This is a genomic window from Pseudomonas sp. FP818, from assembly GCF_030687335.1.
Taxonomy (GTDB): domain Bacteria; phylum Pseudomonadota; class Gammaproteobacteria; order Pseudomonadales; family Pseudomonadaceae; genus Aquipseudomonas; species Aquipseudomonas shahriarae.
Genome location: NZ_CP117427.1, coordinates 5,507,373 through 5,523,460, shown reverse-complemented (window position 1 = coordinate 5,523,460; position 16,088 = coordinate 5,507,373). Strand labels below are relative to the sequence as shown.

Genomic DNA, 16,088 nt, shown 5'->3' with positions numbered 1-16,088 from the left:
CCAGCTCCCACACAAGCTGGCTCCTACATTTTTGACCGTGCCCACTTTAGAGCGGATCAGGCCTGGTAGCTGATCCGTCCATCCACCAGGGTGTAGCGCACAGTCGCCGGCAAGCTATGGCCGATGAATGGGCAGTTTTCACCCCGAGACAGCCACTGCTCGCCAGCCACGGTGGAGCTGGCCGGATCAAACAGCACCAGGTCCGCCGCAGAACCCACCGCCAGCTTGCCCGCCGGCAGGCGCAGCGCTTGGGCCGGGCCTGAGCTCAGGCGTGCCAGCAGCGTTGGCAAGTCCAGCAACCCATCTTCCACCAGGGTCATCGCCAGCGGCAGCAGCAACTCGACGCTGCTGATCCCAGGCTCTGTCGCGCCAAATGGGGCCAGCTTGGCATCCCGCTCGTGGGGTTGGTGATGGCTGGAGATCGCCGAAACCACCCCGGACTTCACCGCTGCGCGCAAACCGTCGCGGTCGGCGCGGGTGCGCAGTGGCGGTTGCACGTGGTACAGGCTGGAGAAGTCGATCAACGCCTCATCGGTCAGAATCAACTGGTACAACGCCACATCGGCGGTCACCGGCAAGCCGCGGGCCTGGGCCTGGGCGATCAGGGCCACGCCCCGGGCGCTGGTCAGTTGGCTGAAGTGCGCACGCACCCCGCTTTGTTCCACCAGCAGCAGGTCACGGGCCAGGGCTACGGTTTCTGCGGTTTCCGGGATGCCTGCCAGGCCGAGGAAGCTGGCGGTAGGGCCTTCATGGGCCAGGCCGCCTTCAGCCAGGTCGTGGTCCTGGGAGTGGAAGATCACCGTCAGGTCGAAGGTGGCTGCGTATTCCAGGGCGCGGCACAGGGTGCGGGTGCTGCGGAAGCTTTCCAGGCCATTGCCGAAGGCCACGCAACCCGCGTCGCGCAGGGCAATCAGCTCCGCCAGTTGTTCGCCATCCAGGCCTTTGCTCAGGGCGCCGATGGGGAACACTTTGCAATTGCCGGCCTCGCGGGCACGGTCAAGGATCAGCTCGGCCACGGCCGAGGTGTCCAGCACCGGTTTGGTCTGTGGCGGGCAGCACAGGCTGGTGACACCGCCGGCAGCGGCGGCGCGGGTTTCGCTGGCGATGCTGCCTTTGCGGCTGTAGCCCGGCTCGCGCAGGGCGACGTTCAGGTCTACCAGGCCGGGAGCAGCCACCAGGCCTTTGGCGTCGATGCTCTGAACCGGGCTGAAACCGCTGGGGGCGGCGCCAATGGCAATGATCTTGCCAGCTTCCAGGTGCAGATCAGTGACTTGATCCAGGCCGCTGGCCGGATCGATGACTCGGGCGCCGAGAATGCTGAGCTTCACTGGGCGTTCTCCTGCTCGAATTGACGTTGGGCGGTTTGCCCGCTCATGGCCATGGACAGCACGGCCATGCGTACGGCGATGCCGTAGGTAACCTGGTTGAGAATCACCGAGTGCGGCCCGTCGGCCACCGCCGACTCAATCTCCACCCCGCGGTTGATCGGGCCGGGGTGCATGACAATGGCATCCGGCTTGGCACCGGCCAGGCGCGCGGTGGTCAGGCCGAACAGGCGGTAGAACTCGCCTTCGCTGGGCAGCAGGCCACCGGCCATGCGCTCGCGTTGCAGGCGCAGCATGATCACCACGTCCACATCCTTCAGGCCCGTGGCCATGTCGGTGTAGACCTTCACCCCGTATTGCTCGATGCCTACCGGCAGCAGGGTTTTCGGTGCAATCACGCGGATATCCGGGCAGCCCAGGGTTTTCAGGGCCAGCATGTTCGAGCGCGCTACCCGCGAATGCAGGATATCGCCGACGATGGCCACCGAGAGGTTTTCAAAGCCACCCTTGTGCCGACGGATGGTGAGCATGTCGAGCATGCCCTGGGTCGGGTGGGCGTGGCGGCCATCGCCGCCGTTGATGATCGCCACCTGCGGGCACACGTGCTCGGCGATAAAGTGTGCCGCGCCCGAGTCGCCATGACGCACCACGAACATGTCGGCCGCCATGGCCTCCAGGTTACGCAGGGTGTCGAGCAGGGTTTCGCCCTTGCTCGCCGACGAGGTGGAGACGTTCAGGGTGATCACGTCGGCTGACAGGCGCTGGGCTGCCAGTTCGAAGGTGGTGCGGGTGCGCGTCGAGTTCTCGAAGAACACGTTGCAAATGGTTTTGCCGCGCAGCAGCGGGACTTTCTTCACCGCTCGGCCGCCGACTTCAAGGAACGAGTCGGCAGTGTCGAGGATTTCGGTGAGCAATTCGCGGGGCAGGCCGTCGAGGGACAGGAAGTGTTGCAGCTGGCCCTGAGCGTTGAGCTGCAGCGGGCGCTTGGCATCTAGAGGCGTCATCGCGGGGACTCTTTACAAGGCGGTTTAAAGGGCGAGGTCTTGCAGTTCGAGTTCGAGCGGCGTGGGACCGGACAATTTTACCCGCTGCTGGGCTGAAAGCGACAGGGTCGCGCCCACCACATCCGGGCTGATCGGCAGTTCGCCAGCCTCGAGGTCGAGCAGGCAGACCAGGGTGATGCTGGCCGGGCGGCCGTAGTCGAACAGCTCGTTCATGGCGGCCCGGATGGTGCGGCCGCTCATCAGCACGTCATCAATCAGCACCAGGTGCTGGCCTTCGATCTCGAACGGCAGGGCTGACGGGCGCACTTGCGGGTGCAGGCCGTTCTGGCTGAAGTCATCGCGGTAGAAGGACACGTCCAGGGTGCCCAGGGGCGAGTCACTGCCCAGCTCTTGCAGCAACGCCTGGGCGACCCACACACCGCCGGTGCGGATGCCGATGAAGCGCGGCTCGCTGATGGCGCGGTGTTGCAGATGGGCCTTGAGGCGAATCGCCATCTGGCTGATCAGTTCGGCGGGATTGGGCAGGCTCATGGTGGCTCCTTCAAGGGCTCGGCCAGCGTGACGCTGACAAAGTCCGGGCTCAAACGTAAGAAGACGCGGCAAGCCGCGTCAGTCAGGATTCAAATAAAGCAGTGTTTTCATCCAGCCAGCCCTGCAACAGCAAGGCGGCGGCAATGGCGTCGACCGGGTTGTCGCGGTAGCTGCCTTTCTGCCCGCCACGGTCGCGGCGCTCACCCTTGGCCTCGAAGGTCGTCAGGCGCTCATCGTGGGTATAGAAGGGCAGGTTGTAGCGGCCATTGAGGCGACGGGCGAACTTTTCGGCACGCAGGCACATGTCGCTGGGGGTGCCGTCCATGTTCAGCGGCAGGCCGACCACCACCGCGTCGGGCTTCCATTCCTTGATCAGGGCTTCGACCTGATTCCAGTCCGGAGTGCCGTTTTGCGCCTTCAAGGTACACAGCTCGCGGGCCTGGCCGGTGATGACCTGGCCCACGGCCACGCCGATCTGCTTGGTGCCGTAGTCAAACCCGAGGATCAGTCGCAAGGCCATCAGGCGTGCCCCGCCTGGCTGGTCAGCAGGTTGAGGTTGACCCCCAACTGCTTGGCCGCGGCATTCAGGCGCAGTTCGCTGGCGGTATTGAACAGAATGTCGGCATCGAACGGGCAGGTCAGCCAGGCATTATTGGCCAGTTCTTCTTCCAGTTGCCCGGCTTCCCAACCCGCGTAGCCCAGGGTAATCAGGCTCTGCTGCGGGCCGACGCCATCGGCGATGGCAAACAGCACGTCCTGGGAGGTGGACAGGGACACGCCCTCCAGGTCGACAGTGGCCTGGAACGTCGGGCCGCTGGGATGCAGCACAAAACCCCGGTCCGTCTGCACCGGGCCGCCGAAATAGATCGGCACTGCCTGGCAACTGGCGGGCGGGTCGATCTCCGGGCGCAGTTGCTCAAGGATATCCGCCAGGTTCAGGCTTTGCGGGCGGTTGACCACCAGCCCCATGGCGCCATTGGCCGTGTGCTCGACGATATAGGTCAAGGTGTGCGCAAAGTTCGGGTCGGCCATATGGGGCATGGCGATCAGGAATTGGTGCTTGAGGTAAGTCGGGCTGACATTTTTCATGTCCGCTAGTGTGGCGTTGGAGGGGCGAACTGACAAGCTGGGGATGTGTAGGAATACGGTTAGCGGATTTGTTTCCCGTGTAGGCGCGAGCTTGCAGTGGTCAGTTGCTGGAAAGCCGGTCGCCTTTGGCAAAACGCCAGGTGCGGATGATTTCCAGGCGGTCGATATCGTTCAGGTCACCGGTAAACGGGGCGAACGGTGCGGCCAGGCGCACGATGCGCTGCGCCGCCTGGTCCAGCAATGGCTGGCCGGAGGACTCCAGCACCAGCACTTCATACAGGGAGCCGTCGCGGTTGATCGACACCAGCAGGCGCAAGTTGCCGTAGATCTGCTGGCGACGGGCCTCGTCCGGGTAGTTCAAGTTGCCGATGCGCTCGACCTTTTTGCGCCATTCGTCCTTATACCAGGCGCCTTTGTCGCGCATGGTGGAGGCGGCATTGAGCCGGTAGATGCGCGGGCGCTTGGCGTACAGCTGTTGTTCGTTGGCCAGTTCGGCTTCCAGGCTGGAGATTTCGCTGGAAAGCTGCGAGCTGTCAAATGTGGGGGCGGGTTTGCTTGGCGTAGGCTCGGTCTTCACGGCTTCGCGCTGGGTCACGGCCTTCTGGGGTTTTGGCGCAACGGTGGCGACGGCGGCCTTGGGCGCGGCCTGCTTGACCTCAGGCTTGGCCGCTGGAGGCGGGGTGACCTTATTGATCTTGTTGTCCTGGAAGGGCGCCACTTCGGTGGTCTTGGGCACCGCCTTTTTATCCAGGGTGCCGCTGCCCTGCTGATTGTCCTGGGCCAGGAAGTCAGCCTTTTCGGGCTTTTTTTCACTTTTGAAGGTGGCGAGGGTGATTTCCAGGGTTTTGCTGATCTGCTGGGGTTCGACGAAGGTGAAGCCCAGGCCAAGGATCAACGCCAAATGAATCAGCGCTGCCAGGAACAGGGTAAATCCGAGCCGATCAGCCGGGCGTACGCCGCTATGGGTGAATTGGGGGGGCAGGTCGGACGGAAGCGTCATAACAGGAAAACCAACATCGCGCGTCTCACGGGTGGCGCATGATAGCGCAATGTTGGTTTACATCTGGCTGTTCTATGTCACTTGGCTTGTAGCTTGTCGGCAATTGCTGCCATGAGCATTTCGCCGATATTGGTGCCGAACGCGTTGTCTATTTCGCGGATACAGGTGGGACTGGTCACGTTGATTTCGGTCAGGTGCTCGCCAATTACGTCAAGGCCTACAAACAGCAGGCCCTTTTCCCGCAGGGTTGGGCCAACCTGGGCGGCGATCCAGCGGTCCTTGTCGCTTAGCGGGCGGGCTTCGCCACGACCACCGGCCGCGAGGTTGCCACGGGTCTCGCCGGCCGCCGGGATGCGTGCCAGGCAGTAATCCACCGGCTCGCCGTCGATCATCAGGATGCGCTTGTCGCCGTCCTTGATCGCTGGCAGGTAGGCCTGGCCCATGATCTGCTGGGTGCCGAGGGCGGTCAGGGTCTCAAGGATCACCGACAGGTTCGGGTCGCCCGCGCGGTGACGGAAGATCGAGGTGCCGCCCATGCCGTCCAGCGGCTTGAGGATCACATCGCCATGCTTGGCGGCAAATTCACGCAATACATCGGCGCGGCGGCTGACCACGGTCGGTGGCGTGCACTGCGGGAACAGGGTGGCGAACAGCTTTTCGTTGCAGTCGCGCAGGCTCTGCGGCTTGTTGACGATCAGCACGCCGGCGCGCTCGGCCTGCTCCAGCAGGTAGGTGGAGTAGACGAACTCCATGTCGAACGGCGGATCCTTGCGCATCAGGATCACGTCCAGGTCGCTCAGGGGGCTGTCGATCTCGTCTTGCAGCTCAAACCACTTCTCTGGGTTGGCGAACACCTGCAAGGGGCGCATCCGCGCCCGCGCCTCGCCGTCGCCCTGGTAAAGGTCGCGCTGCTCCATATAGAACAGGGTCCAGCCGCGGGCCTGGGCGGCGAGCAGCATGGCCAGCGAGCTATCCTTTTTATAGGAGATGCTGGCGATAGGGTCCATGACAATGCCGACGCGAACGCTCATGGGGAATTCCTCTAACAAATAAGGGCGCATAAAAGTGGCGTCAGAGTGGCGCTGCGGCTGTTGTGGGTCAAGGAAAAACCACCTTGCCGGTCGGCCGATAGATTGCCTTCCCAGTCTGTGCTAAAAAGGCTGCCATGGCGTGTCGGCCCTTGCACGGCAAGGGTTTTGGCGCTGGTCCCAGGCCGCACCCGGCAGTACACACCGAAAACCGATTCGCTGTGGCGATGGTAGAGCAGATATGGAACAGCATTCCAACGCCTTGAAAGTGATGGTGATCGACGATTCGAAAACGATTCGCCGCACCGCTGAAACGCTGTTGAAGAACGTGGGGTGCGAAGTCATCACGGCCATCGACGGTTTTGATGCCCTGGCCAGGATCGTTGACCATCACCCGCACATTATCTTTGTCGACATCATGATGCCGCGCCTGGATGGCTATCAGACCTGCGCCCTGGTCAAGAACAACCCGGCGTTCAAGGCCATTCCGGTGATCATGCTCTCGTCCAGGGACGGCCTGTTCGACAAAGCCAAGGGGCGCATCGTCGGCGTCGATCAATTTTTGACCAAGCCTTTCAGCAAGGAAGAACTGCTGAGTGCGATCAAGGCCTATGTGCCGGGTTTCGCTGCAGTAGAACAAGCACATTGACCTAGCCCCCGGGGCTTGCGTCAACCAATGTAGTGGGGAAAACCATGGCACGCGTTCTGATCGTCGACGATTCGCCGACTGAAATGTACAAACTGACCGGCATGCTGGAAAAGCACGGTCACCAGGTCCTCAAGGCCGAAAACGGTGCCGATGGCGTTGCCCTGGCCCGCCAGGAGAAGCCCGACGCCGTCTTGATGGATATCGTCATGCCCGGCCTCAATGGCTTCCAGGCCACGCGCCAATTGTCCAAGGAGCCGGAAACCAGCGGTATCCCGATCATCATCGTCACCACCAAGGACCAGGAAACCGACAAGATCTGGGGCGCGCGCCAAGGGGCCAAGGCATACCTGACCAAGCCGGTGGAAGAAGACAAGCTGATTGAAGTCCTGAACTCGGTGCTCAAACCCTGACGGCACGTTCCCATGACCGAGTCGCAAACCGCCTTTGAGCTGCTGCTGGACATCGATCGCCGCTGCCGCCTGCTGGCCGCTGATTTGCCGTCCCAGGAAACCCGGTCGCACAGCTGGAGCGGCATCGGCTTTCGCCTGGGCGGGCATTGGTATGTGGCGCCCATGGGCGAAGTCGCCGAGGTGCTGCATGAACCGCGCTGCACCTTGATGCCGGGGGTCAAGCCCTGGGTCAGGGGCGTGGCCAACCTGCGCGGGCGCTTGCTGCCGGTGATCAACCTGTGTGGGTTTTTCGGCTATGAGCTGTCGGCGGCGCGCAAGCAGCGCCGGGTGCTGGTGATCGAGCACGAAGACACCTTTGTCGGCCTGCTGGTGGATGAAGTGGTCGGCCTGCAACACTTTGCCCAGGACCTGCTGCTTCCGGCATCGGCCAGCGTGCCCGCCGCCAGCGCCGCGTTTATCCAAGGCCAGTTCAGCGGTGACCCGCTGTGGCAGGTCTTCAGCCCCTTCGCCCTGGCCCAGGCCCCGGGCTTTCTGGATGTTGCCGCATGAGCACCGCCACCCCCGTCAAACCGCAGGAAGCCTCCCGTAGCCGTTCGCAGATCATCGTGCTGTTTATCGCGCTGATCATCTTCATCATGCTGCTGTTCGCCAACTTCGCGTACCTCAACACCCAGTCCACCTACGACAAGCAGTACATCGGCCACGCCGGCGAGCTGCGGGTGCTGTCCCAGCGCATTGCCAAGAACGCCACGGAGGCCGCCGCCGGCAAGGCCGCCGCGTTCAAGCTGCTGAGTGAGGCGCGCAATGATTTTGCCCAGCGCTGGGGTTACCTGAAAAAAGGCGACCCGGCCACCGGCCTGCCCGCGGCACCCGCTGCCGTGCGCAGCGAAATGCGCGCCGTGCAGCATGACTGGGAAGCCTTGCTGAAGAACACCGACGTGATCCTGGCCAGCGAGCAGACGGTGCTGTCCCTGCATCAAGTGGCGGCGACCCTGGCCGAAACCGTGCCGCAATTACAGATCGAGTCGGAAAAGGTCGTCGAGATCCTGCTGCAGCGCGGCGCGCCCGCCAGCCAGGTGGCGGTGGCCCAGCGCCAGTCGCTATTGGCCGAGCGCATCCTGGGAGCGGTCAACACGGTGCTGGCGGGAGATGACACGGCGGTCAAGGCCGCCGACGCCTTTGGCCGCGACGCCAACCGTTTTGGCCAGGTCCTGGCCGGTATGCTCCAGGGCAGTGCCGGCCTGAAGATCAGCGAGGTGCAAGACTCGGACGCCCGGGCGCGCCTGGCGGAAATTGCCGAGCTGTTCGAGTTTGTCTCCGGCTCCGTGGATGAAATCCTCGAAACCTCGCCACAACTGTTCCAGGTGCGCGCCTCGGCGAGCAACATCTTCAGCCTCTCGCAGACCCTGCTCGATGAAGCCTCGCAACTGGCCACCGGCTTTGAAAACCTGGCCGGCGGGCGCACCCTCGACACCATCGGCGGCTATGCCCTGGGCTTGCTGGCGCTGGCCTCGATTATCCTGATCGGCCTGGTGATGGTGCGCGAGACCAATCGTCAGTTGCGCGAAACCGCCGAGAAAAACGAACGCAATCAGAACGCGATCATGCGCCTGCTGGACGAAATCGAAGACCTTGCCGACGGCGACCTCACCGTGACCGCCTCGGTGACCGAAGATTTTACCGGCACCATCGCCGATTCCATCAACTACTCGGTGGACCAGTTGCGTGACCTGGTGGCGACCATCAACCTCACTGCCGGTGAAGTGGCCGGTGCGGTGCAGGAAACCCAGGCCACCGCCATGCACCTGGCCCAGGCCTCGGAGCACCAGGCCCAGCAGATCGCCGAAGCCTCCACGGCGATCAACCAGATGGCCCAATCCATCGACCAGGTATCGGCCAACGCCGCCGAGTCCTCGGCCGTGGCCGAACGTTCGGTGGAGATCGCCAACAAGGGCAACGAGGTGGTGCACAACACCATCCACGGTATGGACAACATCCGTGAACAGATCCAGGACACCGCCAAACGCATCAAGCGCCTGGGGGAATCGTCCCAGGAAATTGGCGATATCGTCAGCCTGATCGACGATATCGCCGACCAGACCAACATCCTTGCCCTCAACGCTGCGATCCAGGCGAGCATGGCCGGTGACGCCGGGCGCGGCTTTGCGGTGGTGGCCGATGAGGTGCAGCGCCTGGCCGAGCGCTCGTCGGCCGCCACCCGGCAGATCGAGAACCTGGTGCGGGCGATCCAGACCGACACCAATGAAGCCGTGATTTCCATGGAGCAGACCACCACCGAAGTGGTGCGCGGCGCGCGGCTGGCCCAGGACGCCGGGGTGGCCCTGGAAGAAATCGAAGGGGTGTCCAAGACCCTGGCCGCGCTGATCCAGAGCATCTCCAACGCGGCGCAGCAGCAAACCTCGTCGGCGGGGCAGATCTCCCTGACCATGAACGTGATCCAGCAGATCACCAGCCAAACCTCATCGGGCTCCACGGCCACCGCCGAAAGCATTGGCAACCTGGCCAAAATGGCCAGCCAGTTGCGCCGCTCGGTATCGGGCTTCACCTTGCCGCCCGTGCGCAAGACCGATGAATGACATGCCCTCTCAACACCTGCACAAAACCCCTGTGAGAGCTGGCTTGCCTGCGATAGCGGTGGGTCAGCTCCCACATTTGTATTGCGGTGTTAACTCACTCCGGAGTCGTTATGGTTGACCGGCACGACTACGTCGCCCTCGAATGGGTCAAGGGCGAGATCGCCGACACCCTGAAGCAGGCCCGTGCGGCACTGGACGCCTTTGCCGACGACGCCAGCGAGCAAGCCCTCGCGCAGTGCCTGGAGGGCATTCATCAGGTCCACGGCGCCCTGCAGATGGTCGAGTTCTACGGCGCGGCACTGCTCGCCGAAGAAATGGAGCACCTGGCCCAGGCCCTGCAAGCCGGGCACGTCAGCCAGCGCGAAGAAGGCATCCGCCTGCTGCAACAGGCCCTCGGGCAACTGCCGTTGTACCTGGACCGTGTGCACAGCGCCCGGCGCGACCTGCCCCTGGTAGTGTTGCCGCTGCTCAACGACCTGCGCAGCGTGCACGGCAAAAGCCTGCTCTCGGAAACCAGCCTGTTCAGCCCGCAACTGCTGGTGATCGCCCCGCTGCCCGATGACGCTCTGGCCCAGCGGGCACCGGCCGACTTTGCCGAGCAACTGCAGCACTGGCGGCAAATGCTGCAACAGGGCCTGGCCGGGCTGCTGCGTGAAGATCACGGCCCGAGCAACCTGGAAGACATGGCACGGGTCTTCGCCCAACTGGAAGCACTGTGTCACGGCGCGCCATTGCTGCCGTTGTGGCAAGTCACCTCGGCGCTGGCCGAAGGCATGCTCACTGGCGTGATCGCCAATAGCCCGGCATTGCGCAGCCTGCTCAAGAGCTGCGACAAGGTGCTCAAGCGCCTGCAAACCCAGGGCATCGAAGGGATCAACAGCCCGGCACCGGACCAGTTGCTCAAGAGCCTGCTGTTTTATATCGCCAAAGTCACCCGGCCGACGCCGCGCATGCAAAGCCTCAAGGAACGCTACGGCCTGGATGAAGCCTTGCCCGACAGCACCGTGGTCGATGCCGAGCGCGCGCGCCTGGCCGGGCCGGACCGCAATGCCATGGGCTCGGTGCTCGGCGCGTTGTGTGAGGAGTTGGTGCGGGTCAAGGAACGCCTGGACCTGTTTGTGCGCAGTGACCGCCAGCACATCGCGGACCTCGACAGCCTGTTGGCGCCCTTGCGCCAGATCGCCGATACCCTGGCGGTGCTTGGCTTTGGCCAGCCGCGCAAAGTCATCATCGATCAGTTGGCGGTGGTCCAGGGCCTGGCCCAGGGGCAGCGCGAGCCCAACGACGCGGTGTTGATGGATGTCGCCGGGGCCCTGCTTTATGTCGAGGCGACCCTGGCCGGGATGGTCGGCACTGTCGAGCCGCAAAACCGTGAAGACAGCCGCCTGCCCACCACCGACCTGACCCAGATCCACCAGTTGGTGATCAAGGAATCGTGCCAGTGCCTCAAGCAGGCGCGGGAGTTGATCATTGACTGCCTTGAGGCGCAATGGGATACACAACGTCTGGAATCCCTGCCAGAGCTGCTGACCCAGGTGCGTGGCGCCCTGGCAATGATTCCGCTGCCCCGTGCGGCGAGCCTGATGCGTGGTTTTAATGACTACGTGGATGAGCAGTTGATGGTCCAGGACACTGCGCCCTCTGCGGCACAACTCGAGCATCTTGCCGACGTGCTCACCAGCCTGGAGCACTACCTCGAACGCATGCTCCAGGACCCGGATGCGCCCGGCGAACGTGTCTTGGACATCGCTTACGAAGGCCTCGCGGCGCTGGGTTACGCGCCGCTGCAGGCCCAGCAGACCTGGCGCCAGGAGCGCTCGGCGTTGAGCGATGAAACCACGGATAACACCCAGACGCTGGCACAGGCGCTCGCCAGCCCGACGCCGCGCCTCAACCCGCCGGCACTGCAACGCCCGGGCAGCCTGTTGCCGCCACCGGCCGACGAAGAGTCGGTGGATGATGAACTGCGCGAAGTGTTCCTGGAAGAAACCGCCGAAGTGCTGGAAGTACTGCAGCGCTTGATACCCCAAGGCGCTGCCAGCCTCGAAGACAAGACCGCCCTGAGCGACATGCGCCGTGCCTTCCATACTCTCAAGGGCAGTGGGCGCATGGTGCGAGCCCTGGTGCTGGCGGAGCTGGCGTGGGCCGTGGAAAACCTGCTGAACCGCGTGCTCGAGCGGGTGGTCGCGCCGGGTGCCGAGGTCCAGGCCGTACTGGATGATGTGCTGGTGCTCTTGCCGGCGCTGATCGCCGAGTTCGCCGCCGACGCCCAGCGCCAGCGCGATGATGTCGACCTGCTTGCCGCGCGCGCCCATGCCCTGGCCAGTGGCGCGCCGTTACCCGAAGCCATGGAGCCGGACGACAGCGCACTCGACCCGCTGCTGCTGGAAATTTTCCGCAACGAAGCGCAGAGCCATCTGGATAGCCTCAACCAGTTTTTGCACCAGGCCACCGAACAGATGCCGCTGCCCGTCAGCGATGAGTTGCAACGCGCCCTGCATACCCTCAAGGGCAGCGCCTACATGGCGGGGGTGCTGCCCATCGCCGAACTGGCGCGGCCGTTGGACCACCTGACCCGTGAATACAAGGCCCATCGCTTGCCGTTGGACCTGGATGAAATCGAACTGCTGCTGGAGGGCGAAGCCTTGTTCCAGCGCGGCCTGCGCCAGTTGGACAGCGATCCTCTGGTGCCCATCAACGGCGCGGCCGACTTGATCAAACGCACCCAGGCGCACCTCGACAGCCATCTCGAAGCGGTGCTCAATGCGCCGAGCGCCGGCCTGCGGGTCAAGCGCGACCCACACTTGATCAGCAACTTCCTGGCCCAGGGCATGGACATCCTGCTCGACGCCGAAAGCCTGCTGCGGCGCTGGCAGCAACACCCTGGCGAGCGCCAGGAACTCAGCGCATTGCTGGACGAGCTGACCACCCTGGGCGAGGGCGCGCACCTGGCCGACTTGCACCCGATGGATGAGCTGTGCGAAGCCTTGCTCGACCTCTATGGCGCAGTGGAAGAGAGCAGCCTGGCGGTCAGCGAGCGGTTTTTCCAGGAGGCCGAGCAGGCCCATGAAGCCCTGATCAACATGCTCGACCAACTGGCGGCCGGCCAGGAAGTCAGCCCGGCATCGGCGCGCATGAAAGCCTTGCGCGAGTTGCTCGATGAAGGGCTGGACCCCAGCGCCACCGGCCTGATCAAAACCGACGGCAGCCGCGCATTGAGCATTGCCGAACTGGGGGCGGCCACCACGCAGTTGCAACAGGACTGGGCGGTGGACGATGAAATCGTCGAGATTTTCCTTGAGGAAGCGGTGGATATCCTCGACAGCGCCGGGCAATCCCTCAAGCGCTGGTTGCTGGAGCCCGACGGCGTGGCGCCGCTGTCGTCCCTGCAACGGGACCTGCATACCCTGCGCGGCGGCGCGCGCATGGCCGAAATCGGCCCGGTGGGCGATCTGGCCCAGGAACTGGAAAGCCTTTACGAGGGCCTGGTGGACCGGCGCTACAGCTACTCCGGTGAAATAGCGCAAGTGTTGATGGACAGCCACGAACACCTGGCCTTGCAGTTGGAGCAGTTGCAAGAGCAGCAACCCCTGAGCGACTCCAACGCCCTGATCAGCCGCTTGCGCGAGGTGCGCCAGAACGCTGCGCCGGTCGCGGCGCCCACTGCACCCGAGGCGCAGGGGGCCGGCAGTGATCCCGAGCTGCTGGATATCTTTCTTGAAGAAGCGGCCGACATCCTCGACAGCTCCGGCGCCGCGCTGTTGCGCTGGCAGGCCGAGCCCCAGGGCCGTCAGGAAGTCGAGACCCTGCTGCGCGACCTGCACACCCTCAAGGGCGGCGCGCGCATGGTCGAAATCGGCCCGATCGGTGACCTGGCCCATGAGCTGGAGTTTCTCTACGAAGGCCTGTCGGCGGGCTTGCTGGCGCCCACCAGCGAGCTGTTCGCGCTGCTGCAAGGCTGCCATGACCGTCTGGCGCAGATGGTCGAGGCGGTGGCGGCGGGGTTGCCGGTCGGCTCGGTGGAACGCCTGATCGAACGCATCAAAAGCCTGGTCCAGCCCAGCGAAGACCAGGCGGTACCGGTCGCCATGGTCGCCAGCAAACCGGAAGCGCCGGCAGCCAGCGAGCCGGGCGCGGACATGGTGAAAATCTCTGCCGAGCTGCTGGATGACCTGGTCAACCTGGCCGGTGAAACCTCGATTTTCCGTGGGCGTATCGAGCAGCAGGTCAACGATGCCCGCGCCGCCCTCAGCGAGGTGGAAACCACCATCGAGCGTATGCGCGACCAACTGCGCCGCCTCGATACCGAGACCCAGGGGCGCATCCTCAGCCGTCAGCACGCCGAAACCGAGCGCCTGGGCTATGAAGAATTCGACCCGCTGGAAATGGATCGTCATTCCCAGTTGCAACAGTTGTCCCGTGCGTTGTCCGAGTCAGCCTCGGACCTGCTGGACCTCAAGGAGACCCTCGACCAGCGTAACCAGGACGCGCAAAACCTGTTGCAGCAACAGGCGCGGATCAACACCGAGCTGCAAGAGGGCCTGATGCGCACGCGCATGGTGCCGTTCGAGCGCATGCTGCCGCGCCTCAAGCGTATCGTGCGGCAAGTGGCCGGCGAGCTGGGCAAGGACGTGGAATTCGTGGTCGGCAATGCCGAGGGCGAGATGGACCGCAACGTGCTGGAACGCATGGCTGCGCCCCTGGAACATATGCTGCGCAACGCCGTCGACCATGGCCTGGAATCGCGGGATGCGCGGTTGTTGGCGGGCAAGCCGGAGAAGGGCCGGATCACCCTGGACCTGAGCCACGAAGGCGGCGACATCATCTTCGACATGCGTGACGACGGTGCGGGCGTGCCTCTGGATGCGGTGCGGCGCAAGGCGATCAAGCGCGGCCTGCTGGACCCGGAGATGGAGATCAGCGACCGCGACGTGTTGCAGTTCATCTTGCAGCCGGGCTTTTCCACCGCCGAAAAAATCACCCAGATTTCCGGGCGCGGCGTGGGCATGGACGTGGTGCATGAAGAAGTGCGCCAACTGGGCGGCAGCATGGTGATCGACTCCACACCGGGGCAGGGCGTGCACTTTCGCATTCGCCTGCCGTTTACCGTGTCGGTCAACCGGGCATTGATGGTGCAGTGTTTTGAGGATCAGTACGCGATTCCGCTGAACACCATCCAGGGCCTGGTGCGCGTGCTGCCCAATGAGCTGGAAGGGCATTACCAACTGGACCCGCCGGTGTATGAATACGCCGGCCAGCACTACGAGTTGTATTACCTGGGCGAGTTGCTGCACACCGTGGCCCGGCCCAAGCTGCTGGGGCAAAGCCAGCCGCTGCCGGTGCTGCTGATGCAGTGCAACGAGCGGTACATTGCGGTGCAGGTGGACGACATGGCCGGTACCCGGGAAATCGTGGTCAAGGGCCTCGGCCCGCAGTTTGCGGCGGTGCAGGGGCTGTCGGGGGCGACCATCCTCGGCGATGGCCGGGTGGTGTTGATCATCGACCTGCTGGCGCATATCCGCGCCCTGGCCCCGGCCTTGCCGGCCCAGGCGGCGGACACCGCATTGGCGGTCAACGAGCCGCAGAAAAAACAGCGGTTGCTGGTGCTGGTGGTGGACGATTCGGTGACCGTACGCAAAGTCACCAGCCGCCTGCTGGAACGCAACGGCATGAACGTACTGACCGCCAAGGACGGCATCGACGCCATCGCCTTGCTTGAAGAACACACCCCCGACCTGATGTTGCTGGACATCGAAATGCCGCGCATGGATGGTTTTGAAGTGGCGATCCAGGTGCGCAACGACCCGCGGCTCGCGCGCCTGCCGATCATTATGATCACCTCGCGCACCGGCCAGAAACACCGCGACCGGGCCATGGCGATTGGCGTCAACGACTACCTTGGCAAGCCCTATCAAGAGTCGGTGTTGCTCGAAAGCATCGCCTACTGGAGCCCGAAACATGCTTGACCACCGCACCAGTCAACTCACCGGCTTGCTGCTGCCCCTGGCCGACCGCCACCTGTTGCTGCCCAACGTGGCGGTGGCCGAGCTGATCGACTTCCAGCGCGGCGAACCGGCCAGCGACGCCCCGCCGTGGTACTTGCGGCCAGTGACCTGGCGCGACCAGCAACTGCCCCTGATCAGCTTTGAAGCGGCCTGCGGTGGCACCAGCGTCGTCAGCGAACGCGCACGAATCGTCGTGCTCAACGCCCTGGGCGGGCGCCCGACATTGAAGTTTATTGCGCTGGTGATCCAGGGCATTCCCCGCTCGTACAAGCTCGACAGCCAACTGAGTTATGTGGACGTCCCCCTGTCGCCGCTGGAACTGGCGGCGGTACAGGTCGGCGAGCATGTGGCGAAAGTACCGGACCTGATGGGGCTGGAAGCGCTGCTGGTCGAAGCTGGCCTGGCCTGAACCCCCGTTCTCAGCACCTCTGAAGACCCAATGTGTGGAGA

At 63.9% G+C, this 16,088-nt stretch carries 13 protein-coding genes; 6 read left to right on the top strand and 7 right to left on the bottom strand.

The features are described 5' to 3' along the window. Positions 1–56: 56 nt before the first annotated feature. The 7 genes from PSH80_RS25245 to gshB form a co-directional block, all read right to left on the bottom strand. A complete protein-coding gene (locus PSH80_RS25245) occupies positions 57–1,328 on the bottom strand; it encodes a dihydroorotase (RefSeq protein ID WP_057440371.1) in 1,272 nt (423 codons plus the stop codon). Continuing rightward, complete coding sequence (locus tag PSH80_RS25240; protein ID WP_057440370.1) at positions 1,325–2,329, bottom strand: aspartate carbamoyltransferase catalytic subunit; 1,005 nt, start codon at positions 2,327–2,329, stop codon at positions 1,325–1,327. Before PSH80_RS25240 ends, PSH80_RS25245 begins: the two co-directional genes overlap by 4 nt. A gap of 24 nt (positions 2,330–2,353) precedes the next feature. Further along, positions 2,354–2,860: a bifunctional pyr operon transcriptional regulator/uracil phosphoribosyltransferase PyrR gene (gene pyrR, locus PSH80_RS25235; RefSeq protein WP_057444186.1), complete on the bottom strand. Its 507-nt coding sequence runs from the start codon at positions 2,858–2,860 to the stop codon at positions 2,354–2,356. Between the two features lie 82 nt (positions 2,861–2,942). Next, positions 2,943–3,380 carry a Holliday junction resolvase RuvX gene (ruvX, locus tag PSH80_RS25230; protein ID WP_305418623.1) on the bottom strand — a complete coding sequence of 146 codons (438 nt, stop codon included), beginning with the start codon at positions 3,378–3,380 and terminating at the stop codon, positions 2,943–2,945. Beyond that, positions 3,380–3,949: a YqgE/AlgH family protein gene (locus tag PSH80_RS25225; protein WP_057960883.1), complete on the bottom strand. Its 570-nt coding sequence runs from the start codon at positions 3,947–3,949 to the stop codon at positions 3,380–3,382. Before PSH80_RS25225 ends, ruvX begins: the two co-directional genes overlap by 1 nt. Positions 3,950–4,049: 100 nt before the next feature. Then, entirely contained in the window at positions 4,050–4,949 is a 900-nt protein-coding gene (locus tag PSH80_RS25220; RefSeq protein ID WP_115129202.1) for an energy transducer TonB, read from the bottom strand. Positions 4,950–5,026: 77 nt separating this feature from the next. Continuing rightward, complete coding sequence (gene gshB, locus PSH80_RS25215) at positions 5,027–5,980, bottom strand: glutathione synthase (protein ID WP_029300457.1); 954 nt, start codon at positions 5,978–5,980, stop codon at positions 5,027–5,029. 238 nt (positions 5,981–6,218) lie between these two features. On the opposite strand from gshB, the gene pilG reads away from it, so the two are divergent. The 6 genes from pilG (at position 6,219) to PSH80_RS25185 (ending at position 16,047) form a co-directional block, all read left to right on the top strand. Continuing rightward, positions 6,219–6,626 (top strand): twitching motility response regulator PilG, encoded by a 408-nt coding sequence (gene pilG / locus PSH80_RS25210; protein ID WP_032858786.1) that lies wholly within the window; start codon positions 6,219–6,221, stop codon positions 6,624–6,626. A 44-nt stretch (positions 6,627–6,670) separates the two neighbouring features. Next, on the top strand, positions 6,671–7,036 hold the full coding sequence (pilH, locus tag PSH80_RS25205; protein ID WP_057440367.1) for a twitching motility response regulator PilH: 366 nt from the start codon (positions 6,671–6,673) through the stop codon (positions 7,034–7,036). Positions 7,037–7,048: 12 nt separating this feature from the next. Next, positions 7,049–7,585, top strand: coding sequence for a chemotaxis protein CheW (locus PSH80_RS25200; protein ID WP_057960881.1), 537 nt, complete (start codon positions 7,049–7,051; stop codon positions 7,583–7,585). Then, on the top strand, positions 7,582–9,633 hold the full coding sequence (locus PSH80_RS25195) for a methyl-accepting chemotaxis protein (RefSeq protein ID WP_057960880.1): 2,052 nt from the start codon (positions 7,582–7,584) through the stop codon (positions 9,631–9,633). Before PSH80_RS25200 ends, PSH80_RS25195 begins: the two co-directional genes overlap by 4 nt. A gap of 110 nt (positions 9,634–9,743) precedes the next feature. Beyond that, entirely contained in the window at positions 9,744–15,599 is a 5,856-nt protein-coding gene (locus PSH80_RS25190; RefSeq protein WP_198830347.1) for an Hpt domain-containing protein, read from the top strand. Beyond that, positions 15,592–16,047, top strand: a complete 456-nt coding sequence (locus PSH80_RS25185; protein WP_057440365.1) for a chemotaxis protein CheW — start codon at positions 15,592–15,594, stop codon at positions 16,045–16,047. Before PSH80_RS25190 ends, PSH80_RS25185 begins: the two co-directional genes overlap by 8 nt. The last annotated feature ends 41 nt before the right edge of the window (positions 16,048–16,088 follow it).